We start from the raw sequence: 21,775 nt of genomic DNA on the forward strand, positions 1-21,775 counted from the left end.
GGGGTGGCGGCCATCCCGCTGTCGGCGTTTTACGGCAACGGCTTCGACCAGCGCGTGGTGCGCTTTTGCTTTGCCAAGCAGGACGCCACCCTGCAACGCGCGCTGGAGCGGCTGGCCCGGTTGTGACCCCAGTCGCCCCGGTAGTGCGGCGAGGCACAGGCTGGGCCCGCGCTCACTGCGCGATCTGGGCCCAGACCTTGTCCAGCCGTTTGGCGCTGACCGGCTGCGGTGTGCGCAACTCCTGGGCGAACAGGCTGACCCGGAACTCTTCCAGCAGCCAGCGGAACTCGTCCATGCGCTCGTTGCGCACGCCCTTGCGCTCGGCCAACAAGCGCCAGTAGCGCTGCTCCTGGGCCTTGACCTCGGCCATGCGGGTGGTGTCGCGCGCCGGGTCGCTGCGGTGCTTGTCCAGCCGCAGCACGATGGCCTTGAGGTAGCGCGGCAGGTGCTGCAGCGCGCTCCAGGGCGTCTCGGCCAGAAAGCGCTTGCCCACCAGGCGTTGCAGTTGCTGGCTGGCGTCGGCCACCGCGTCGGGGGCCTGCCTGGTGTCTTTGAGCTTGCGCGCGGCGGCGGCGTGCTCCTGCAACACGGTGCCGCACAGGCGCGCCACTTCCTGGGCGATCAGCGTCAGCCGGCCCCGGCCCTCGTCCAGCCGGCGCTTGAAGTCGGCCTCGTGGGCGGGCAGCGGTTCGGCCAAAAAGGCGCGCTCCATCGCCACGCCGATGATCTGCTCGCGCAGCTCCTCCTGCGTGCCCAAGGCCATGTAAGCCACAGCCATTTTCTGCAGGTCGGGGATGTTTTTCTCCAGGTACTTGAGCGCGTCCTTCAGCTGCAGGGCGAACAGCCGGCGCAGGCCGCTGCGGTGCTTGCGCGCGGCCACGTCGGGTTCGTCGAACACCTGGATGGCCACCGCGTCGCCCAGGTCGATCAGCGCCGGAAAGCCGATCAGCGTCTGGCCGCCCTGGCGGATTTCCATGATCTCGGGCCAGTCGCCGAAGGTCCAGGCGGTGTGGCGCAGGGTGCCGTCCGCGGCGGCGGGGCCGCTGCCCGGGGCCGGCTGGGCCGCCGCCGCGCCAGCGGCCGTGGACCGCACCGCAGGGGCCGCGCCAGCGCGGCCCGGCGCGGAGGTATCCCCCCCTGCCGATGCCGCCGCCTCGGGGGCCGCGGCGTGCCGGGGTGCCTCGGTCTGGCCAGCCAGCTTGAGCTGGGCCAGGGCCTGGAAAGCGCCGCGGGCCTTGGCCCCCCACTCGGCCTTGAGCGCCGGCAGGTTGCGGCTCTGGCCCAACTGGCGGCCGTGTTCGTCCACCACGCGCAGGTTCATGAACTGGTGCGGCTGCAGCATGTCGAGCTTGAAGTCGCTGCGCTGGACGTCCAGGCCGGCCATCTGCCGCACCTCTTTCAGCAGCGCGTCGGTCAGGCTGCCTTGGCCCCAGCGCTCGGGGCCGGTCAGCGCGGCAGCGATCTGCTCGGCGCTGTCGGGCAGGGGCACCAGCCGGGCGCGCGGCTTTTGCGGCAGGCTTTTCAGCAGGGCCTGGACCTTGTCTTTCAGCATGCCGGGCACCAGCCACTCGCAGCGCTCCTCGCTCACCTGGTTCAGCACGAACAGCGGCACGGCCACGGTCAGGCCGTCTTTCGGGTCGCCCGGCTCGTGCAGGTAGCTGGCGCTGCAGTCCACCCCGCCCAGCTTCACGGTTTTGGGGAAGGCGTTGCCGGTCACCCCGGCGGCCTCGTGGCGCATCAGCTCCTCGCGCGTCAGCTGCAGCAGCTTGGGCTGCTGGCGCGCCGCGTCGCGGTACCAGCGCTCCAGCTCGCGGCCGCTGCACACCTCGGGTGGCAACTGGCTGTCGTAGAAAGCGTGGATCAGGGCGTCGTCCACCAGCACGTCCTGCCGGCGCGACTTGTGCTCCAGTTCCTGCACCTGGCGGATGAGTTTGCGGTTGGCGGCCAGGAAGGGCAGGCGCGCCAGCGCCTCGGCCGGCCAGGTGTCTTCGTACAGGCCGGCCACCAGCGCTTCGCGGATGAAGATGTCGCGCGCGCCCACCGGGTCCACCCGGCCGTAGTGCACGCGGCGCTGCTGATACACCACCAGGCCGTAGAGCGTGGCGCGTTCGTAGCCCACCACCTCGGCCGCCTTCTTTTCCCAGTGCGGGTCCAGCATCTGCTTTTTCAGCAGGTGCGCGCCCACCTGTTCCAGCCATTGCGGCTCGATGGCGGCGATGCCGCGCCCGAACAGGCGCGCGGTCTCCACCAGTTCGGCACAGACGATCCAGCGGCCCGGGCGCTTGCTCAGGTGCGCGCCCGGGTGGCGGTGGAACTTGATGCCGCGCGCCCCCAGGTACACGTCCTCGGTGTCGTGCTTGCAGCCGAGGTTGCCCAGCAACCCGGACAGCATGGACAGGTGCAGCTGCTCGTAGCTGGCCGGGGCGGTGTTGAGCTGCCAGCCGTGTTCGGCCACCACGGTGTGGAGCTGGCTGTGGATGTCGCGCCACTCGCGCACCCGGCGCACGCTGATGAAGTTCTGCCGCAGCAGCGCCTCGTACTGGCGGTGGCTGAGCTTGTGGGTGGCGCCGGCGGTAGGCACCGCCGGACCGCCGGACGTGGGCGCCTGGCGCCGCAAGGCCTTCAGCTCGGCAAAGCCGATCGGGCCGTGGCTGGGCGCGGGCGCAGCCGCCGCCTGGGGTGCCGCGGGCTTGCCGCCGCGCGCGGTCTCCAGCCAGTGCCACAGCTTCAGGTAGCTGGTGAACTCGCTTTTCTCGTCGTCGAACTTGGCGTGGGCCTGGTCGGCCTGGGCTTGCGCCTCCATCGGGCGTTCGCGCACGTCCTGCACGCTCAACGCGCTGGCGATCACCAGCACCTCGTCCAGGGCATGGCGGTTGCGCGCCTCCAGAATCATGCGGCCCACGCGCGGGTCCAGCGGCAGCTTGGCCAGTTCGGCGCCCAGGGGCGTGAGGGCGTTGAACTCGTCCACCGCGCCCAGCTCCTGCAACAGCTGGTAGCCGTCGGTGATGGCGCGGCGCGAAGGCGCTTCCAGGAACGGAAAATCCTCGACCTGCCCCAGGTGCAACGACTTCATCCGCAGAATCACCGCCGCCAGCGAGGAGCGCAGAATTTCCGGGTCGGTGAAGCGCGGGCGGGCGTTGAAATCGGCCTCGTCGTACAGGCGGATGCAGATGCCGTCGGCCACCCGACCGCAGCGGCCGGCGCGCTGGTTGGCCGCGGCCTGGCTGATCGGCTCCACCAGCAACTGCTCGACCTTGCTGCGCAGGCTGTAGCGCTTGACCCGTGCGGTGCCGGCGTCGATGACGTAACGGATGCCGGGCACGGTCAGCGAGGTTTCGGCCACGTTGGTGGCGATGACGATGCGGCGCTGACCGTGGGGTTTGAAAATCTGGTCCTGCTCGGCGGCGCTCAGGCGCGCGAACAAAGGCAGCACCTCGGCGCTGCGCAGCGCCGGCACGTGGGCCAGGTGCTTGCGCAGGTGGTCGGCGGCCTCTCGGATCTCGCGCTCACCAGGCAAAAACACCAAAATGTCGCCCGCCTGGGCGCCACCGCGCCAGAGTTCGTCCACCGCGTCGGCGATGGCGTCGTTCAGGTCGTGCTCGCGCGACTCCTCGAACGGGCGGTAGCGCTGCTCCACCGGGAAGGTGCGGCCCGACACCAGGATCACCTGCGCCGGTCCGTGGCGCGAAGCGAAGTGCCGCGCAAAGCGGTCGGCGTCGATGGTGGCCGAGGTGACGATCACCTTCAAATCCGGGCGGCGCGGCAGGATCTGCTTGATGTAGCCCAGCAGGAAGTCGATGTTCAGGCTGCGCTCGTGCGCCTCGTCGATGATGAGGGTGTCGTAGGCCTGCAGCAGCGGGTCGGTTTGCGTTTCGGCCAGCAGGATGCCATCGGTCATCAGCTTGACCGAGGCGTTTTTCCCGAGGCGGTCGTTGAAGCGCACCTTGTAGCCCACCACCTCGCCCAGCGGGGTTTGCAACTCCTCGGCGATGCGCGTGGCCACCGAACTGGCGGCGATGCGGCGCGGCTGGGTGTGGCCGATCAGCTGGGGGCGTGCGGGCCGCCCGCCGCTGCGTCCACCGCGCGCACCCCGCGCCTCGCCCTCGGCCTGGGCGGCCGCAGCCCCGGCCGCCGCGCCCGCGGCCAAGGCCTGGCGCTGCGCCTGCCCGCCGCGCCCCATGGCCAGCGCGATCTTAGGCAGTTGGGTGGTCTTGCCCGAGCCGGTTTCGCCGCAGACGATCACCACCTGGTGCGCGCGCAGCGCCGCCTCGATCTCGTGGCGCTTGCCCGAGACGGGCAGGGATTCGGGAAACTCGATCTTCAAAGCGGTGGCGGTCAAGGCGGAACGGGGCGGGGCCCGGAAAAGGCGAAGCTTGCGATTATCCTAGGGGTCTGCGCCACGCGGTGGCCGCCCACTTTGCCCTGACATGTCCACGGTCTTCAACTTCACCTTCGTGCCCTGGTTCCGTTCGGTGGCGCCCTACATCCACAAGTTCCGCAACCAGACCTTTGTGGTGGGCATTCCGGGCGAGGCGATTGCCGCCGGCAAGCTGCCCAACCTGGCGCAAGACCTGGCCCTCATCCAGAGCATGGGCGTGCGCGTGGTGCTGGTGCACGGCTTTCGGCCGCAGGTGAACGAACAGCTGCGCGCCAAGGGGCACGAAGCGCGTTACCACAACGGCATCCGCATCACCGACGAGGTGGCGCTGGACTGCGCCCAGGAAGCCGCCGGCCAGCTGCGCTACGAAATCGAGGCTGCCTTCAGCCAGGGCCTACCCAACACCCCCATGGCCGGCGCCACGGTGCGCGTCATCTCGGGCAACTTCATCACCGCGCGGCCGGTGGGCATCGTGGACGGCATCGACTTCCAGCACTCCGGCCTGGTGCGCAAGGTGGACGTGGGCGGCCTGATGCGCACCCTGGACATGGGCGCGATGGTGCTGCTGTCACCCTTCGGCTTCTCGCCCACCGGCGAGGCCTTCAACCTCAGCATGGAGGAGGTGGCGACCAGTGTGGCCATCGCGCTGCAGGCCGACAAGCTGCTGTTTGTGACGGAAATCCCGGGCATCCGCATGGACCCGCACCGGCCCGACAGCGAAGACAACCCCATCGACACCGAACTGCCGCTGGCCCAGGCCGAAAACATCCTGGCCGAGCTGCCGCCCAGCCATTTGCCGACCGACGTGGGCTTTTACCTGCAGCACTGCGTGAAAGCCTGCAAAGCGGGCGTGGAACGCAGCCACATCATCCCGTTCGCGGTGGACGGCGCGCTGCTGCTGGAGGTGTACGTGCACGACGGCATCGGCACCATGGTGGTGGACGAAAAGCTGGAAGAACTGCGCGAAGCCAGCGCCGACGACGTGGGCGGCATCCTGCAGCTGATCGAACCGTTCGAGAAGGACGGCACCCTGGTCAAACGCAGCCGCACCGAAATCGAGCGCGACGTGGCCAACTACACCATCATCGAGCACGACGGGGTGATCTTCGCCTGCGCGGCGCTGTACGCCTACCCGGAAGCCCGCACCGCCGAAATGGCGGCGCTGACGGTGTCGCCCCAGGCGCAGGGCCAGGGCGATGGCGAAAAGGTGCTCAAACGCATCGAGCAACGGGCCCGCTACATGGGCCTGGAAAGCATCTTCGTGCTCACCACCCGCACCATGCACTGGTTCATCAAGCGCGGCTTCCAGCCGGTGGACGCCGACTGGCTGCCCGAGGCGCGCAAGCGCAAATACAACTGGGACCGGCGCAGCCGCGTCTTGGTCAAAAAGCTGAACTGAGCCTGACACGGCCGGGGCCACCTCGGCCCACAGCCCACGCCCGCTCAAGCCGTCCGGCGGGCCCGCCAAGCCCGCCGCAGCGGTACAGACCAGGGTTCAGACGCAAAAAAACCGCCCGGCAAACGCGAGGCGGTTTTTTGAGTGGCGTGAGGGCTTGCGCCCTCAACACATCACTGCTTTTTCTCTTCGGCAGGAGCGGCCGGAGCAGCGGCGGCGTCGGCCGGAGCGGCGGGGGCAGCAGCAGCGTCAGCGGCCGGAGCGGCAGCGGCGTCGGCGGCCGGAGCAGCGGGGGCAGCAGCGTCAGCGGCCGGAGCGGCAGCGGGAGCGGTGGTTTCCACTGCGGGTGCAGCGGCTTCTTCTTTCTTGCCGCAAGCGGCCAGAACTGCGGCGGCCATGACGGCGGCGATGACGAGAGACTTGTTCATGATGTGAATGCGTATAAGGACCCGGGAGCGATTTGCAATCACCGTATCCGCCCCCCCGATGGACAAACCCGGTGGAACCAATGCACCACAGTGACCTAGACATGCACCAGCTCGGAGCGCATCATAATGCGCAAAAGAACCCGGGTTAACCCTCAAAAAAAATATTTTCAAACGGTTGCAACTTCGTTGCCATCTTGCAACACCTGTGGCGTTCACAAGCCCAGGGTGCTGGCCGGCAGCGCCACCACCGACTGCTGCCACAGCGACTGCAGCCGCTCTTCGGTTTGGGCACGGCGTGCCCGCTCGGTGGTGACGAAGAAGGCGCTGCCCACTGCGTCCAGCCGCAGCAGCAGCCGCTCGCCGCCCAGCCAGAGCGACGGCGTTTCGGCCCAACGGCTGCGGCCGGTGGCACGGGCCTCGAAGCGGTGGTCCCACAGCTGGCGCCAACGCAAGAAACGCGGGGCATGGGCCTGCACATGGCGGAAATCGCTGGCCAGCATGCGCAAACGTCCACCGGCCAGGCTCCAGGCCTGCAGTTGCGCCACCACCGCGGCCTCGTGCAAGGGCCAGTCGGCAAAGTCGGGGTCGCACCACCACATCTGCCCCACCCGCTCGGCCTGGGCCTGGGCGATGCAGGCGCGCAAGGCCTGCTGGAAGTCGGCACGGCCGCTGTGCCGACCGTCGGCGGGCCAGCCCGGCGGGTCCGGGTGCTCCGGCTGGTCAGTCACCACCCACCTCGGGGTCCAAGTGCAGCCAACCGGCGTCGTGCCAGTCGGCCAGCAGGGCCTGGGCCTCGGCGCTGGCGCGCTGCACGCGCTCGGCGTCCAGCCCACGCCGGTCGGCCAGCTCGCGCATCAGGCGCGCATCGCGCCCCCCGGCCCGGAAGGCCTCGCCGTTGATGAAGATGTGGCGCTCGTCGTACAGCATGCGGGTGCGGCGGTCGAGCCGCACCGCGCCGGTGGCCCAGGCCTCGACCGGCTCCTCGAACCAGACCTTGGGTTTGGGTTCGGTCAGCACCTCGCCCAGGGCGCAGCCCAGCGCCTGGTCGTCGGCCAGCAGGCGCTGCAGGCCGTCGCGGGCAAAGTCCAGCAACCCGGCGGGCACGGCGGCGGGCTGGTCGGTCGCGACCTGCTGCGGATCGCGGTAGAGCACCTCGTCCTCGTGTTCGTCGGCCAGGCGCAGCGCCAGCTCGCCGGCCAGGCCGCCGCGCTGCGGCGCGCGGAAACCCACCGAATAGGTCATGCACTCGCCGTCCACCGCCACGCCGTCGTGGGCCCACTTGGGCGGCAGGTAGAGCATGTCGCCCGGCTCCAGCACCCACTCTTCCTCGGGCTCAAAATGCTGCAGGATCTTCAGGGGCACGCCCTCCTGCAGGGTCAGGTCCTTCTGCCGGCCGATGCGCCAGTGGCGCTTGCCGCTGGCCTGCAGCAGGAACACGTCGTAACTGTCGAAGTGCGGGCCCACGCCGCCGCCTTCGCTGGCCCAGGAAATCATCAGGTCGTCGAGCCGGGCGTCGGGCACGAAGCGAAAGCCCTGCATCAGCCGGTGCACCGCGTCCACGTGCAGGTCCACGCCCTGCACCAGCAGCGTCCAGGCCGGCTGCTTGAACGGCGGCAGCGCCTTGCGCGCCAAGGGGCCGTGGCTCAGGCGCCAGTCGCCCCCGGCCTGCCGCACGATGGCGCGCGACTCCACCCCTTCCTGCCCGGCCAGCGCAAACAACTCGGCGCGGTCCAGCAGCGGGGCAAAACCGGGCATGGCCTGGCGGATCAGCAGCGGCTTTTTCTGCCAGTGCCGGCGCATGAACTGGCGCGGCGTCAGGCCACCGAGCAGGGCCAGGGGGGTGTCGGGCAAAGGCGCAGTCGCGGTGGCGGGGTGGCGGGCTTGGGGGGAAGTCATGGGACAATTGTCCGATGAAAATCAACCCGCAATGCGTCGTGTCGTTGACCTGGACGCTGAAAGACACCTTGGGCGAAGCGCTGGACGAACTGGACGAACCGACGGAATTCCTCGTCGGTGGCCACGACCTGCTGGCCAAGATCGACGAGGCCCTGCAGGGCCACGCCGTGGGCGACGTGCTGGAGCTGCACCTGGAGCCCGAGCACGCCTTCGGCGATTTCGACGACCAACTGCTCTACCTGGAACCGCGCAGCTGCTTCCCGGCGGAACTGGAAGAAGGCATGGCCTTCGAGGGCCTGCCCCCTGGCTGCAACCCGGCCGCCCCGGCCGACCGGCTGTACTTTGTGAGCGAGATCTACCCGGAACACGTGGTGATGGACGCCAACCACCCGCTGGCCGGCATCGCGCTGCGCATCGCGCTCAAGGTGCATGCGGTGCGCGAAGCCACGCTGGAAGAGGTGGGCCAGGGCACCCTGGGCACCGGTTTTTTCAAGCTGGACACCCCACCCGGCGCCTGATGCGCCACCGGGCCAGATACCCTGCCCCAACCGGCGGGCAGCCCTGGCCAGTCGGGCGGGACCCAGCGGTCAGCCCCGGCCGGTGGAGCCGTAGCCGCCCACCCCACGCTCGGTGGCGGCGCCAAAGTCGTCCACCCAGTTGAAGCGGGCCTGCAGCACCGGCACGATCACCAGCTGCGCGATCCGCTCCATCGGCTCGATGGTGAAGGCCACGTCGCTGCGGTTCCAGGCGCTCACCATGAGCTGGCCTTGGTAGTCGCTGTCGATCAGGCCCACCAGGTTGCCCAGCACGATGCCGTGCTTGTGCCCCAAGCCCGAACGCGGCAGGATCAGGGCCGCGTAGCCCGGGTCGGCCAGGTGGATGGCCATGCCGGTGGGCACCAACTGCCAGGCGTTGGGCGCCAGGGTCAGCGGCGCGTCCAGGCAGGCACGCAGGTCCAGCCCGGCGCTGCCAGCGGTGGCGTAGGCCGGGGGCTGCTCGCGCAACCGCCCGTCCAGGATTTTCACGTCGATCTGCATGGGCGCGGGCTCAGGGTTTGCGCATCGACTCCTGCAGGGCCTGCAGCGGGTCGATGGTCTGGGTCAGGGGTGCGGCGGCGCCGTCGGCCGGGGCAGGCGCAGCGTCCTCGGCCGGGTCTGGCGCCTCCTCCTCGTTGCCCCAGGGGGAGTTGCCAAAACCGCCGCTGTCGAACCCTGGCATGTTCAGCAACTGGTCGCGCACCGCCGACTCGTCCACGGCCTGCGCCTGCTTGAGCTGCCCGGTCACCAGCGACGGCTGCCACAGCAGCACCGCCACCATCAGCAGTTGCAGCGCGATGAAGGCGATCGAGCCTTTGTAGATCTGCTCGGTGGTCACCGCCTTGATGCGCTTGCCGGTCACCTCGTCGGTGTAGTCGTTGCGCGCGGCCACGCTGCGCAGGTAGAACAGCGCAAAGCCGAACGGCGGCGTCAGGAAGGACGTCTGCAGGTTCATCGCGATGATGATGCCGAACCAGATCAGGTTGATGTCCAGCTTCTCGGCCACCGGCGCCAGCAGCGGGATGACGATGAAGGCGATCTCGAAGAAATCGATGAAGAAGCCCAGGCCAAACACCAGCAGGTTGACGAAGATGAGGAAGCCCAGTTGGCCGCCCGGCAGCTTGTCGAACAGGTGCTCCACCCAGATGTGGCCGTCGGCGGCGTTGAAGGTGAAGCTGAACACCGTCGAGCCGATCAGGATGAACATCACGAAGATCGACAGCTTGGTGCTGTTTTCCAGGGCCTGCATCAGCAGCGACAGCGAGAGCCGGCGCCGCGCCAGGGCCATGATCAAGGCGCCGATCGCACCCATGGCGCCGCCTTCGGTCGGCGTGGCCACGCCCAGGAAAATGGTGCCCAGCACCAGGAAGATCAGCACCAGCGGCGGAATCAGCACAAAGGTGACCTGCTGCGCCAGGCGCGACACCAGGTTGAGCCGCAGCAGTTTGTTCAGCAGGGCCAGCACCAGCGCCACCATGGCGGCCACCAGCGCCGAGATGATGAAGGTTTCGTCCGACGGGGCGTCGCCGCTGCGCTCGAACCAGCGCTGCATCAGCCCGCTGTGCACCTGCGACCACGCATAGGCCACGCCACCGGCGATGGCCAGCAGCACGAACAGCGAGCGGTGGCCGCTGTTGCCGTTGGCTTCGTTGTAGATGCGCGCCTCGGGCGGCAGGGCCGGCACCCAGTCGGGCTTGAACAGCGCCACCCCCACCATGAACACCAGGTACAGCCCCACCAGCATCAGGCCGGGGATCAGGGCGCCGGCGTACATGTCACCGACCGAGCGGCCGAGCTGGTCGGCCAGCACGATGAGCACCAGCGACGGCGGCAGCGCCTGCGCCAACGTGCCCGACGCGGTGATGGTGCCGGTGGCGATGGCGCGGTTGTAGCCGTTGCGCAGCATGATGGGCAGCGAGATCAGGCCCATGGAAATGACGGCCGCGGCCACCACGCCGGTGGTGGCGGCCAGCAGCGCGCCCACCAGCACCACGGCAATGCCCAGGCCACCGCGCAGCGGCCCGAACACCTGGCCGATGGTCTCCAGCAGGTCCTCGGCCATGCGGCTGCGCTCCAGGATGATGCCCATGAGCGTGAAGAAGGGGATGGCCAGCAGCGTGTCGTTCTGCATGATGCCAAAGACACGCAGCGGCAGCGCGTTGAACAGGGTCTGGGGGAACAGGCCCAACTCCATGCCCACCAGGCCAAAGAACAGCCCGGTGGCCGCCAGCGAAAACGCCACCGGGAAACCCGCCAGCAGGAAGAACATCAGCCCCATGAACATCATGGGGACGAATTGGTTGGACATCAGCTCGGTCATTTGTGGGCTCCGGCGGCGGCTTTTTCGGCGGCGGCAATTTCCTGGGCCAGCAGTTCGGTTTCGCTGGGGCCGGTGTGGCTCAAGGGGTCCGGACCGGCGCAGAACAGGAAGTTCAGCCGTTTGATCAGTTCGGACAGACCCTGCAGCGCCAGCAAGGCAAAGCCCAGCGGAATCAGGCCGTACACCGGCCAGCGCACCAGGCCGCCGGCGCTGGAAGAAATCTCACCGCTGGCCCAAGCCCGGGCAAACACCGGCCAGCCCATGCTGGCCAACATGTAGCACAGCGGGAACAGGAACACCAGGATGCCGACCACGTCGATCCAGTTGCGCGCACGGGGCGACAGGCGGCCCGACAGCACGTCGATGCGCACGTGGGCGTTGCGCAGAAAGGCATAGCCCCCGCCCAGCATGAACACGGCGGCGAACAGGTACCACTGGATTTCCAGAAAGGCGTTGGAACTCAGGTTGAACGCCTTGCGCGAGATGGCGTTGCCCGCGCTGATCAGCGTCGCCGCCAAAATCAGCCACATGGCCAGTTTGCCGATGGTGCCGTTGAGCAGGTCTATGCCGCGGGCAATGAGCATCAAAGATTTCATGGTCGGGTCCTCCGCTCACACGGGGCGTGGTTCTGGGCTTCTGGCTCAGAACCGTGGGGCCTGGCGGGGGTTCCCGCCAGACACCGGTTCGGGTCAAGCAAAAAAAGCCCCGCGCTGGCGCGGGGCTCGGTTCAGGCCGTCAACCCGCCGCTCACAGGCGGGAGTTCTGCATGTAGTTGTCGAACAGGCCTTCGGTGAAGCGGAACCACAGGTTCTGATCGCGGCGGAATTCCGCGTAGTCGCTGTAGATCTTTTTCCAGTTGGCGTTGGTGTCGCTCAGCTCGGTGTACAGCTCGTTGGCGGCCTTGAACGCGGCGTCCATGGTGCTCTTGGGGAAGGGCAGCACCTTGGTGCCCGACGCCACCAGGCGCTTGAGCGCCGGCGGGTTCAGGGCGTCGTACTTGGCCTGCATGTCGGTGTGGGCGTAGGCCGCGGCGGCTTCCACGATGGCTTTGTTCTCGGCCGACAGCTTGTTGTACGCCTCTTTGTTGATGTAGAGGTCGATCTGGGCGCCGCCCTCCCACCAGCCGGGGTAGTAGTAGAACGGGGCGACTTTGTTGAAGCCCAGTTTTTCGTCGTCGTAGGGGCCGACCCATTCGCAGGCGTCGATGGTGCCGCGCTCCAGCGCCTGGTAAATTTCACCACCCGGGATGGCCTGGGGCACCGCGCCCAGGCGCGACAGCACCTTGCCAGCGAAGCCGCCCAGGCGCATCTTCAGGCCGTTGATGTCGCCCACGCCCTTGATTTCCTTGCGGAACCAGCCGCCCATCTGGGCACCGGAGTTGCCGCAAGGGAAGTTGATGATGTTGTACTGGTCGTAAAACTCGCGGAACAGCTTGAGGCCGTTGCCGTGGTACATCCACGAGGTCAGCTGGCGGCTGTTGAGGCCGAAGGGGATGGCGGTGCCCATGGCAAAGGTGTCGTCCTTGCCGATGTGGTAGTAGGCACAGGTGTGGGCCGCTTCCACGGTGCCTTGTTGCACCGCATCGACCACACCGAACGGGGGCACCAGTTCGCCACCGGGGTGCACCGAGATCTGGAACTTGCCGCCGGACATGTCGTTCACGGCCTTGGCGAACACCTCGGCGCCACCGTAAATGGTGTCCAGCGCCTTGGGGAAGCTGGAGGCGATGCGCCAGCGCACCGTGTCACCGGTGGCCACAGCCGGGGCAGCAGGAGCGGCTGCGGGAGCGGCGGCTTCCTCTTTCTTGCCGCAGGCGGCGAGCAGGCCGGCCAGGCCGATGGCGCCGGACCCGGCGATCAATGAGCGACGATCCATGTCTGTTGACTCCAAATGGGTTGTTGTTTCATCCGGGCACAGGCCCGACTTGCCAAGAATGGCAGGTGAAATGATTGTAAGGAAAGTCGAAGGCCCGTTTTGCCGGGTTAACCCGATCGGACCACCGACGCGCACAAAAAGATTTCAAACATCAGTCGCTGGCGCCAACTATTTTCAAATGGGCCTCTGCCTGCAAGGCCGCCCCGAAGCGTTCGCGCACGCTGCGCTCGATGCCGGCGGCGTCCAGCCCCAGTAGGGCCAGCAGCTTGGCCGGGTCGCCATGCTCGATGAAGCGGTCCGGCAGGCCCAGGGTCAGCACGGGCACCGTCAGGCCGGCGGCCTGCAAGGCCTCCAGCACGGCACAGCCGGCGCCGCCGGGCAAGGCGCCCTCTTCCACCGTCACCAGGGCTTCGTGGTCGCGGGCCAGTTCGCGCAACAGATCGGTGTCCAGCGGCTTGGCCCAGCGCATGTTGGCCACGGTGGCGTTCAGGGCCGCTCCGGCCTCCAGCGCCGGGTACAGCAGGGTGCCAAAAGCCAGGATGGCCACGCCGCGGCCACGGCGGCGCACCTCGCCTTGGCCAAACGGCAGGCCGGCCAGGGTGGTGGGCAAGGCCGTGCCGGCGCCGGTGCCGCGTGGGTAACGCACCGCCACCGGGTGGTTTTGCTCGTGGGCGGTGGACAGCAGGCCGTAGCACTCGGCCTCGTCCGCCGGGCAGGCGATGGAGACATTGGGCACGCAGCGCAGGAAGGGAATGTCGTAGGCCCCGGCGTGGGTCGGGCCGTCGGCGCCCACCAAGCCAGCACGGTCCAGCGCGAACACCACCGGCAGGTTCTGCAGGGCCACGTCGTGCACCAGCTGGTCGTAGGCGCGCTGCAAGAAGGTGGAATAAATGGCCACCACGGGCTTGAGGCCTTCGCAGGCCAGGCCGGCGGCGAAGGTCACCGCGTGCTGCTCGGCAATACCCACGTCGTGGTAGCGCTCGGGGAAACGGCGGTGGAACTCCACCATGCCCGAGCCTTCCCGCATGGCCGGGGTGATGCCGACCAGCCGCGCATCGTGCGCGGCCATGTCGCACAGCCACTGGCCGAACACCTGGCTGAAGGTGGGCCTGGGCGCCTGGGCGGGCTGCTGCAGGCCCACACTGGGGTCGAACTTGCCGGGGCCGTGGTAAGCGATCGGGTCGGCCTCGGCCAGTTTGTAGCCCTGGCCTTTTTTGGTCACCACGTGCAGGAACTGCGGGCCGTCCAGTTCGCGGATGTTTTCCAGCGTCGGGACCAGGCTGTCGAGGTCGTGGCCGTCGATGGGACCGATGTAGTTGAAGCCGAACTTCTCGAACAGCGTGGCCGGCACCACCATGCCCTTGGCCTGTTCTTCCAACCGCTTGGCCAACTCGAACAGCGGCGGCGCCACGCTCAGCACCTGCTTGCCCACGTGCTTGGCGGCGGAGTAAAAGCGCCCGCTCATCAGCTGCGCCAGGTAGCGGTTGAGCGCGCCCACCGGCGGGCTGATGGACATGTCGTTGTCGTTGAGGATGACCAGCAGCCGGCTGTCGCTGACGCCGGCGTTGTTCAGCGCCTCAAAAGCCATGCCGGCGGTCATGGCGCCGTCGCCGATGACGGCGATGGCGTGCCGGTGTTCGCCCTTCTGTTTGGCGGCCAGGGCCATGCCCAGCGCGGCCGAAATGCTGGTGGACGAGTGCGCGGTGCCGAAGGCGTCGTACTCGCTTTCGCTGCGCAGCGGAAAGCCGCTGATGCCGCCCAGCTGGCGCAGGGTGGGCATGCGGTCGCGCCGGCCGGTCAGGATTTTGTGCGGGTAGGTCTGGTGGCCCACGTCCCAGACGATGCGGTCGTGCGGCGTGTCGAACACGTAGTGCAGCGCCACGGTCAGCTCCACCGTGCCCAGGTTGGAGCTGAGGTGCCCGCCGGTCTTGGCCACGCTGTGCAGCAGGAACTCGCGCAGCTCGTCGGCCAGGGGGCGCAGCGCGCTGCGCGGCAGGCGGCGCAGGTCGGCGGGGGCTTGGATGGTGTCGAGCAGTCCGGTCATGGATGGGGTGTCTAGTTCGGGTTCGGGCCGGGGTCAGTGGGTGCGTTGCACCACGCCGTGGGCCAGTTGCGCCAGGGCGCGGGGGTCGGGCAGGCCGGCGCGGTCCAGCGCCTCCAGGGCCTGCGCCAGCAGGCCGTCGGCGTAGGCCCGCGCCCCGTCCAGGCCCAGCAGGGCCACGAAGGTGGGCTTGTCGGCGGCGGCGTCCTTGCCGGCGGTCTTGCCCAGGGTGGCGGAGTCGGCGGTCACGTCGAGCACATCGTCCACCACCTGGAAGGCCAGGCCCAGGGCGCGGCCGTAGGCGTCCAGCGCCTCGCACTGGCGGGCGGCGGCACCGGCGGCCAGTGCCCCCAGCCGCACGCTGGCCAGCAGCAAGGCGCCGGTCTTGCGGCGGTGCATGTCTTCCAGCTGGGGCTGGGTCAGTACCTGCCCCACCCCGGCCAGGTCGATGGCCTGCCCGCCCGCCATGCCTTCGTGGCCGGCGGCGCGCGCCAGGGTGCGGCACAGGCGCGCGGCCAGTACCTCGTCCAGCGCCGCCGCTTCGGGCAGCAACAGCTCAAAGGCCAGGGCCTGCAGGGCGTCGCCGGCCAGCAGGGCCTGGGCTTCGCCAAAACGCACGTGCACCGTGGGCTTGCCCCGGCGCAGCACGTCGTTGTCCATGCAGGGCAGGTCGTCGTGCACCAGCGAATAGGCGTGGATCAGTTCCACCGCGCAGGCCGCGCGCAAGGCCGGCTCGGGCAGCGCGGCCTCCGGGTCGCCGGCCACGGCCTGGGCGGTGGCCAGGGTCAGCAGGGGGCGCAGGCGCTTGCCGCCGTCCAGCACGGCGTAGCGCATGGCCTCGCCCAGGCCGGCCGGGGCGTCGGCGGGCACCAATGCCTCCAGGGCGCGCTCCACCGCGGCCAGTTGCCGGGCGGTCCAGGCGGCAAAGTCCAGCGGGGGCAGCGTCTGGGGGGCCGTCATGCGCCAGCCGTCCAGTTTTTCAGCTCGCCCCCGTCCATCACCTGGATCTGCTGCTCCACCGCGTCCAGCTTCTCGCGGCAGTAGGCCAGCAGTTGGGCGCCGCGTTGGTACTGCGTCAGCAGCTCGTCCAGTGGCAGCTGGCCGGCGTCCAGGCGCGCCACCAGGGCGTCGAGTTCCTGCACGGCCGCTTCGTAGCTGGCGGGCTGGGCCGGGGCGGTGGGGGCGGTGGTTTTGGGCATGAAGGCGGTGGTGTCGTCGGCCGGCCACCAAGGCGGCGGGCAAAGCCTTGGATTTTAGGCGCATCCACCCCCCCGGGGTACAATCCCGCTCCCTTTCCAACTCAATGGGAGTTGTTTCACCCTTCCCGCGCTGATTCGTTCACTCGTCTCATAAAGCGCTTCCCTGCCCCTTCATAGGGGGAGTCTTTAGGTCAGGACCCTCATGTCTGATTTGAGTCTTCAATTGCAGCAGGCCGCAAGCCAATTGCCCGTTTCCAGTTATTTTGATGAGGCGCTGTTCCGGCGCGAACTGGAGACCATCTTTCAGCGCGGGCCCCGATATGTGGGGCACACCAACGCCGTTCCCAACGTCGGCGACTACTATGCCTTGCCCCAAGAAGGCGAAGGCCGCGCCCTGGTGCGCACCGCCCAAGGGGTGGAACTGGTCAGCAACGTCTGCCGCCACCGCCAGGCCGTCATGCTCAAAGGGCGTGGCAACCTGGGCGAAGCCAAAGCCGGCCACGCCGCCGGCAACATCGTGTGCCCGCTGCACCGCTGGACCTACAGCGGCGGCTCGGCCATGGGCCAGTTGGGCGAACTCATCGGCGCGCCCCACTTCGCGCAAGACCCCTGCCTGAACCTGCAGCGCTACCCGCTGCGCGAATGGAACGGCCTGCTGTTTGAAGACAACGGCCGCGACATCGCCGCCGATCTGGCGAACATGGGCCCCGCGTCCACGCTGAGTTTTGACGGCATGGTGCTGGGCCACGTGGAGCTGCACACCTGCAATTACAACTGGAAGACCTTCATCGAGGTGTATCTGGAGGACTACCACGTGGTGCCCTTCCACCCCGGGCTGGGCAACTTCGTCACCTGCGACGACCTGCAGTGGGAGTTCAAGCCCGAATACTCGGTGCAGACGGTGGGCGTGCAAAACCTGCTGGGCAAAAGCGGCAGCCCCACCTACCAGAAGTGGCACGAGGTGCTGATGGCCTACCGCAACGGCGAGCTGCCCGAACAAGGCGCCGTGTGGCTGACCTACTACCCCCACATCATGGTGGAGTGGTACCCGCACGTGCTCACCGTGTCCACCCTGCACCCCCTGAGCGTGGACAAAACCATGAACATGGTCGAGTTCTACTACCCCGAAGAAATCGCCGCCTTCGAGCCCGAATTCATGGCAGCGCAACGCGCCGCCTACATGGAAACCTGCATCGAGGACGACGAGATCGCCGAGCGCATGGACGCGGGCCGCAAAGCCTTGTTTGAGCGCGGCACCAGCGAAGTCGGTCCTTACCAGAGCCCGATGGAAGACGGCATGCAGCACTTCCACGAGTGGTACCGCGCCAAGCTGGGCGAACACCTGCCAGGTTGAGCCCGTGGCCGCGCCCTACACCACCCTCATCACCCCGGCGCAGCTCATGGCCCTGCAGGCCAGCGGCCAGCCGCTGCGGGTGTTCGACTGCAGCTTCGACCTGGCCGACCCGGCCGCCGGCGCCGCCTTGTACGCCCAGGCCCACCTGCCCGGCGCCCTGTACCAGCACCTGGACCGGGACCTGAGCGACCACAGCGGCGCACCCGACGCCGCCTCGGGCGGGCGCCACCCCCTGCCCAGCCGCGACACCTTCGCCGCGCGGCTGCGCCGCCAAGGGCTGATGCCCGACATGCAGGTGGTGGTGTACGACCGCCAGGGCGCGACCTTTTGCGCCCGGCTCTGGTGGATGCTGAAGTGGTGCGGCCACGAGGCCGTGGCCGTGCTGGACGGTGGCCTGCCCGCCTGGCAGGCCGCCGGCGGCGCGGTGGAAACCGGCACCCCCACCCACCTGCCGGCCGAGGGCACCTTCGCACTGCGCCCCAGCGCCGCCCCCATGCGTGGCGCCGCCGAGGTGCTGCAGCAACTGGGCCACCCCACCCAGACCGTGCTGGACGCGCGGGCCGCCCCACGCTTTCGCGGCGAGGTGGAACCGCTGGACCCGGTGGCGGGCCACCTGCCCGGTGCCTTGAACCGCCCGTTCACCGACAACTTCTTGCCCGACGGCCGCTTCAAGCCCGCCGCACAACTGCGCGCGGAATTTGAGCAACTGCTGGCCGGCCGCGCGCCCGACAGCGTGGTGCACCACTGCGGCAGTGGCGTCACCGCCACCCCCAACGTGCTGGCCATGGAACTGGCCGGCCTGGGCCGCACCACCCTGTTCCCCGGCAGCTGGAGCGAATGGTGCCGGACGCCCGGCGCACCCTGCGCCCGCGGCTGAACCCCTGAGGGCCCCGGGCGGCAGCCCGGGCACCGGCCTCAGTGCGAATGCGCCAGGCCGCTGACACCTGTCACCAGGGCAATGCCCACCAGCAGCCACAACACCTGGGCCGCGGTCTCGCGCAGGCCCAGCTTTTTCTGCAGCTGGGGAATCAAATCGGCCAGTGCCACGTAGACAAAACTGCTGGACGCGACCACCAGAAAGTACGGCAGGTAGTCGGACAGTTGCGTCACCAGGGCATAGCCCACCAGGCCGCCCACGGCCGTGACCGTGCCGGCCAGCGACACCTTGACGATGGCCGCCCGCCGCGTGCCCGAGGTGTGGCGCAGCACCACCAGGTCGCCCATGTGGTGCGGCACTTCGTGCGCCAGCACCGCCAGCGCGGCCACCACGCCCAGCCGCATGTCGGCCAGGAAAGCCGAGGCGATCAAAATGCCGTCGCCAAAAGCGTGCACGCTGTCGCCGGCCAGCACCGCCCAGGCACCGCTGCGCGGACTGTGGCTGTGATCGTGGTGTTCGTGGCGGTGCCCCGCGTGGGCATGGGCGCTGGCGTGCGCGTGGTGGCGGTGGCCGTTGGGGTGTTCTGGCGCCCCGTGGTGGTGCTCGTGGCCGTGGTGCCACAGTTCGGCTTTATCCAGCAGAAAGAAGAACACCAGCCCCGCCAGCAGCAGGGTAAACAGTTCGTGGGCGCCGGCCTCGCTCTCGAACGCCTCAGGCAGCAGGTGCATGAAGGCGGTGGCCAGCAGCGCACCCGCCGCCAGGCTCAGCATGTGCTGGGTGTAGCGGGCCAGCAGGCCCAGGCTCAGGGCCGCAGCCAGCCACACGCTGCCCACACCGGCGGCCACGGTGCCCAGCAAAATTGCAAACAAGGTCATGTCAGGGGAGTGAAACGGATCAGGGTTTCCACTGTACCCGATCCGTCAAGCCCCCCGGTTCAGGCCACGCCGTGCTGGGCCAGCCAGGCCAGGCAGCGGCGCCAGCCGTCTTCGGCGGGGCCCTGGCGGTAGCTGCTGCGGTAGTCGGCGTGGAAGGCGTGCGGCGCGTCGGGGTACACCACGATGCGCGAGGCCCGGGCCGCCGCGCTGCCCTGCGCCAGTGCGGCCTCCATCTGCGCCACCGTGTCCAGCGGAATGCCGGTATCGGCCCCGCCGTACAGGCCCAGCACCGGGGCGTGCAGGCGGGCGGCCACGTCCAGCGGGTTCACCGGCGTGAGCGGCCCGGTCTGGCCCACCAACCGGCCGTACCAGGCCACCCCGGCTTTGACGCGCGGCTGGTGCGCGCTGTACAGCCAGGTCTGGCGACCGCCCCAGCAGAAGCCGGTCACGGCCACCCTGTTCGCGTCGCCGCCGTGGGCCGCGGCCCAGTCGATGCAGGCGTCCAGGTCGGCCGCCACCTGGGCGTCGGGCACCTGCGAAATCACCTCGGCGATCAGCTTGGCCATTTCGCCGTAGCCCTGCGCGTCCCCCTGGCGCACAAACAGTTCGGGCGCCAGCGCCAGGTAGCCGGCGCGGGCAAAGCGGCGCGCGGTGTCGGCAATGTAGTCGTGCACCCCGAAAATTTCTGACAGCACCAGCACCACCGGCAGGCCGGTGCGGCCGGCGGGCGCGGCCCGGTACACCGGCACGCCCACCCCGTTCACGGCCACCGTCACCTCGCCCACGGTCAGGCCGTCGGCCGGCGTGTTCACCACGGTTTGCGCGGCAATCGGCAAAGCGGCGGCCGCGTAGCCCGCGCCCAGCACCGCCTTCAGCGCGGTGCGGCGGGTGGCGCCACCGACCGGGCCGGCGCCGGGCAGCAAGGGCAACAGTTCGGTTTCGACGCAGAGGCGGGTGGGCATGGGCGGGTCTCCTTGGGCAATGGGGGTTCAGAGCCCGCTGCGTCGCCTCGGTTCCCTCCGTGTGCGCCCCACCGGGCGGGTGACCTCAGGCCTCGGCGGCCAGGCCCAGGCGGTGGGCAAAAGCATACAGCTCTACCCGGTTGCTCACCTGCAGTTTGCTGTAAATGGATGTGAGGTGGTTGCGCAAGGTGTTTTCGCTGATCTGCATGCGCTGCGCCAACACCTTGCCCGGCGCGGCGGCATCGGCCGCCAGAGCGGCCACCATTTGACGTTCCCGCGCCGTCAGCAAGGCCAAACGGGCCTGGGCCGGGTCTTCGGGGCGGTGGGCTTTCTGCCGCGACAGCTCCTGAAAAATGCGACCGGTGGCGCTGCGATCGATCCAGACCTCCCCCGCGTGGACTTTGACCAGCGCCCGCAACAGCACATCGGGCGCTTCGCGCTTGGCCACCACCCCACGTGCACCGGCGAGCACCGCGCGGTCGTGGAGCGCGGTGTGGGACGAACTGGTGACGACCAGCACCTTGGCCGAGGTCTGCGCCTGAAGAGCCGTCAACGTTTCGGCTCCCTCCTCGCCATCCAGATCGACCAGCACCACATCCGGCCGCAGGGCCGGTAGGTGCTCCACGGCTTCGCCCACCGAAGCCACCACACCCACACTGCACAGCGGGGAAGGCTGGGACTCGATCAAGCGCACCAACCCCCAGGCAGACAGGGGCAAGGCCACCACCAACACCCGCACGGCGTCGGGCACGGACCAGGCGGCGGTATGGGGGGGGGCGACACGAATGGCGGCGGTGGGGTGGGTGGATGGGTTCATGCCTGCTATACCAACAAAACAGCCAAATGGATTCAGCCAGGCCGCTTGGTAGGTTTCTCCCTGGGCCAGCCACCCTGCCCATGGGCCGTCCACCCGGACGCTCCATGCCGCTGCCAGTGCGGGCTGGGCTAAGATGCGGCCATGCAATGGAACGTCGCCCTCGGTGCCGGGGCTTTGGTGTTGGCTGGCTGTGCCAACCCGCTGCCGCCCGACACTGCACCACGCCCGCCAGCCACCGTGGCCCCTGCCGGGGGCGTGAACACCCACCACTACGAAGGCGGCCGGTTGGTGACGGACACCCGGACCGCCGCTTGCACTATCGCCCTGCACGGCGAAATCCACGCCGGCACGGTACGCCGCATGCCGGCCGCGCTGCAAGACCTGGACACCCCGCGCTGCACCCACAAGCGCCTGGTGCTGGACGCCGGCCCGGCCCTGCTGGGCGATGCCATCACCCTGGGCGCCATGCTGCGCAACCGCGGCTACGACACCCAAGTGCAAGCCGGCAGCGCCTGCCCCACGGCCTGCCTGATGGTGTTTGCCGCCGGCACCCAGCGCGTGCTGCCGGAGGCACCCACGGCGGCGCGCATCGCCTTCAGCCAGATCCCGTCCGACCACGACTTTGGCCACCAAAGCTGCCAGAGCGAACCCAGCCGCGGCCAGCAATTGACCGTGACGCGCTACCTGCGCGCCATGCTGCCCGGCCCCACCGCCACGGCGGTGTACCAGAAGCTGCTGGCCGCCGACTGCCGCACGGTTGACACCTACGGCCCGGCCCAGGCCCTGGCCATGGGCCTGGCCACCGCCACGCGCTGACGCGC

The 21,775-nt window shown here is 68.9% G+C and carries 19 protein-coding genes and 1 pseudogene; 6 read left to right on the forward strand and 14 right to left on the reverse strand.

Annotated features, from left to right (window positions below):
- Nucleotides 1-126: pseudogene (locus HA630_RS23690) on the forward strand (methionine aminotransferase); the annotation flags it as partial.
- Nucleotides 127-172: 46 nt separating this feature from the next.
- On the opposite strand, the gene hrpA reads toward HA630_RS23690, so the two are convergent.
- Nucleotides 173-4,339, reverse strand: coding sequence for an ATP-dependent RNA helicase HrpA (hrpA, locus tag HA630_RS12130; RefSeq protein ID WP_166835003.1), 4,167 nt, complete (start codon nucleotides 4,337-4,339; stop codon nucleotides 173-175).
- Between the two features lie 88 nt (nucleotides 4,340-4,427).
- On the opposite strand from hrpA, the gene argA reads away from it, so the two are divergent.
- Nucleotides 4,428-5,777, forward strand: coding sequence for an amino-acid N-acetyltransferase (gene argA / locus HA630_RS12135; protein WP_166835005.1), 1,350 nt, complete (start codon nucleotides 4,428-4,430; stop codon nucleotides 5,775-5,777).
- Between the two features lie 170 nt (nucleotides 5,778-5,947).
- On the opposite strand, the gene HA630_RS12140 is transcribed toward argA, so the two are convergent.
- The 3 genes from HA630_RS12140 to HA630_RS12150 all read right to left on the reverse strand — a co-directional run bounded on the left by HA630_RS12140 (nucleotide 5,948) and on the right by HA630_RS12150 (nucleotide 8,098).
- Nucleotides 5,948-6,202, reverse strand: a complete 255-nt coding sequence (locus tag HA630_RS12140; RefSeq protein ID WP_166835007.1) for a hypothetical protein — start codon at nucleotides 6,200-6,202, stop codon at nucleotides 5,948-5,950.
- A 212-nt stretch (nucleotides 6,203-6,414) separates the two neighbouring features.
- Nucleotides 6,415-6,930 carry a hypothetical protein gene (locus HA630_RS12145; RefSeq protein ID WP_166835009.1) on the reverse strand — a complete coding sequence of 172 codons (516 nt, stop codon included), beginning with the start codon at nucleotides 6,928-6,930 and terminating at the stop codon, nucleotides 6,415-6,417.
- A complete protein-coding gene (locus HA630_RS12150; RefSeq protein WP_166835011.1) occupies nucleotides 6,923-8,098 on the reverse strand; it encodes a cupin domain-containing protein in 1,176 nt (391 codons plus the stop codon). The genes HA630_RS12145 and HA630_RS12150 overlap by 8 nt, the downstream gene beginning before the upstream one ends.
- A gap of 14 nt (nucleotides 8,099-8,112) precedes the next feature.
- Here HA630_RS12150 and HA630_RS12155 point away from each other — a divergent pair, with 14 nt between their 5' ends.
- A complete protein-coding gene (locus HA630_RS12155) occupies nucleotides 8,113-8,616 on the forward strand; it encodes a peptidylprolyl isomerase (protein WP_166835013.1) in 504 nt (167 codons plus the stop codon).
- A 69-nt stretch (nucleotides 8,617-8,685) separates the two neighbouring features.
- Here HA630_RS12155 and dut read toward each other — a convergent pair whose 3' ends face one another.
- The 7 genes from dut to xseB all read right to left on the reverse strand — a co-directional run bounded on the left by dut (nucleotide 8,686) and on the right by xseB (nucleotide 16,069).
- A complete protein-coding gene (gene dut, locus HA630_RS12160) occupies nucleotides 8,686-9,135 on the reverse strand; it encodes a dUTP diphosphatase (protein WP_166835015.1) in 450 nt (149 codons plus the stop codon).
- A gap of 10 nt (nucleotides 9,136-9,145) precedes the next feature.
- Nucleotides 9,146-10,954, reverse strand: a complete 1,809-nt coding sequence (locus HA630_RS12165) for a TRAP transporter large permease subunit (protein ID WP_166835017.1) — start codon at nucleotides 10,952-10,954, stop codon at nucleotides 9,146-9,148.
- Nucleotides 10,951-11,550: a TRAP transporter small permease subunit gene (locus tag HA630_RS12170; RefSeq protein ID WP_166835019.1), complete on the reverse strand. Its 600-nt coding sequence runs from the start codon at nucleotides 11,548-11,550 to the stop codon at nucleotides 10,951-10,953. The genes HA630_RS12165 and HA630_RS12170 overlap by 4 nt, the downstream gene beginning before the upstream one ends.
- 151 nt (nucleotides 11,551-11,701) lie before the next feature.
- The gene (locus tag HA630_RS12175) at nucleotides 11,702-12,829 is read right to left on the reverse strand and encodes a TRAP transporter substrate-binding protein (RefSeq protein WP_166835021.1); all 1,128 of its coding nucleotides are present in this window, start codon (nucleotides 12,827-12,829) and stop codon (nucleotides 11,702-11,704) included.
- A 151-nt stretch (nucleotides 12,830-12,980) separates the two neighbouring features.
- Nucleotides 12,981-14,873 carry a 1-deoxy-D-xylulose-5-phosphate synthase gene (gene dxs / locus HA630_RS12180; RefSeq protein ID WP_166835023.1) on the reverse strand — a complete coding sequence of 631 codons (1,893 nt, stop codon included), beginning with the start codon at nucleotides 14,871-14,873 and terminating at the stop codon, nucleotides 12,981-12,983.
- A 33-nt stretch (nucleotides 14,874-14,906) separates the two neighbouring features.
- Nucleotides 14,907-15,830, reverse strand: coding sequence for a polyprenyl synthetase family protein (locus HA630_RS12185; protein ID WP_166835025.1), 924 nt, complete (start codon nucleotides 15,828-15,830; stop codon nucleotides 14,907-14,909).
- Entirely contained in the window at nucleotides 15,827-16,069 is a 243-nt protein-coding gene (gene xseB, locus HA630_RS12190; protein WP_166835027.1) for an exodeoxyribonuclease VII small subunit, read from the reverse strand. The genes HA630_RS12185 and xseB overlap by 4 nt, the downstream gene beginning before the upstream one ends.
- Before the next feature lie 202 nt (nucleotides 16,070-16,271).
- Between xseB and HA630_RS12195 the strand changes: the two genes are divergently transcribed.
- Both HA630_RS12195 and HA630_RS12200 read left to right on the forward strand, forming a co-directional pair.
- A complete protein-coding gene (locus HA630_RS12195; protein ID WP_166835029.1) occupies nucleotides 16,272-17,423 on the forward strand; it encodes an aromatic ring-hydroxylating dioxygenase subunit alpha in 1,152 nt (383 codons plus the stop codon).
- Nucleotides 17,424-17,427: 4 nt separating this feature from the next.
- The gene (locus HA630_RS12200; protein WP_371809246.1) at nucleotides 17,428-18,300 is read left to right on the forward strand and encodes a sulfurtransferase; all 873 of its coding nucleotides are present in this window, start codon (nucleotides 17,428-17,430) and stop codon (nucleotides 18,298-18,300) included.
- 38 nt (nucleotides 18,301-18,338) lie between these two features.
- Here HA630_RS12200 and HA630_RS12205 read toward each other — a convergent pair whose 3' ends face one another.
- The 3 genes from HA630_RS12205 to HA630_RS12215 form a co-directional block, all read right to left on the reverse strand.
- A complete protein-coding gene (locus HA630_RS12205) occupies nucleotides 18,339-19,175 on the reverse strand; it encodes a ZIP family metal transporter (protein WP_166835031.1) in 837 nt (278 codons plus the stop codon).
- Between the two features lie 59 nt (nucleotides 19,176-19,234).
- On the reverse strand, nucleotides 19,235-20,137 hold the full coding sequence (locus tag HA630_RS12210; RefSeq protein ID WP_166835059.1) for a dienelactone hydrolase family protein: 903 nt from the start codon (nucleotides 20,135-20,137) through the stop codon (nucleotides 19,235-19,237).
- A gap of 85 nt (nucleotides 20,138-20,222) precedes the next feature.
- Nucleotides 20,223-20,954, reverse strand: a complete 732-nt coding sequence (locus HA630_RS12215; protein WP_166835061.1) for a response regulator transcription factor — start codon at nucleotides 20,952-20,954, stop codon at nucleotides 20,223-20,225.
- Between the two features lie 141 nt (nucleotides 20,955-21,095).
- On the opposite strand from HA630_RS12215, the gene HA630_RS12220 reads away from it, so the two are divergent.
- The gene (locus HA630_RS12220) at nucleotides 21,096-21,770 is read left to right on the forward strand and encodes a hypothetical protein (protein WP_166835063.1); all 675 of its coding nucleotides are present in this window, start codon (nucleotides 21,096-21,098) and stop codon (nucleotides 21,768-21,770) included.
- Nucleotides 21,771-21,775 lie beyond the last annotated feature (5 nt).

This window comes from Aquabacterium sp. A08 (assembly GCF_011742065.1).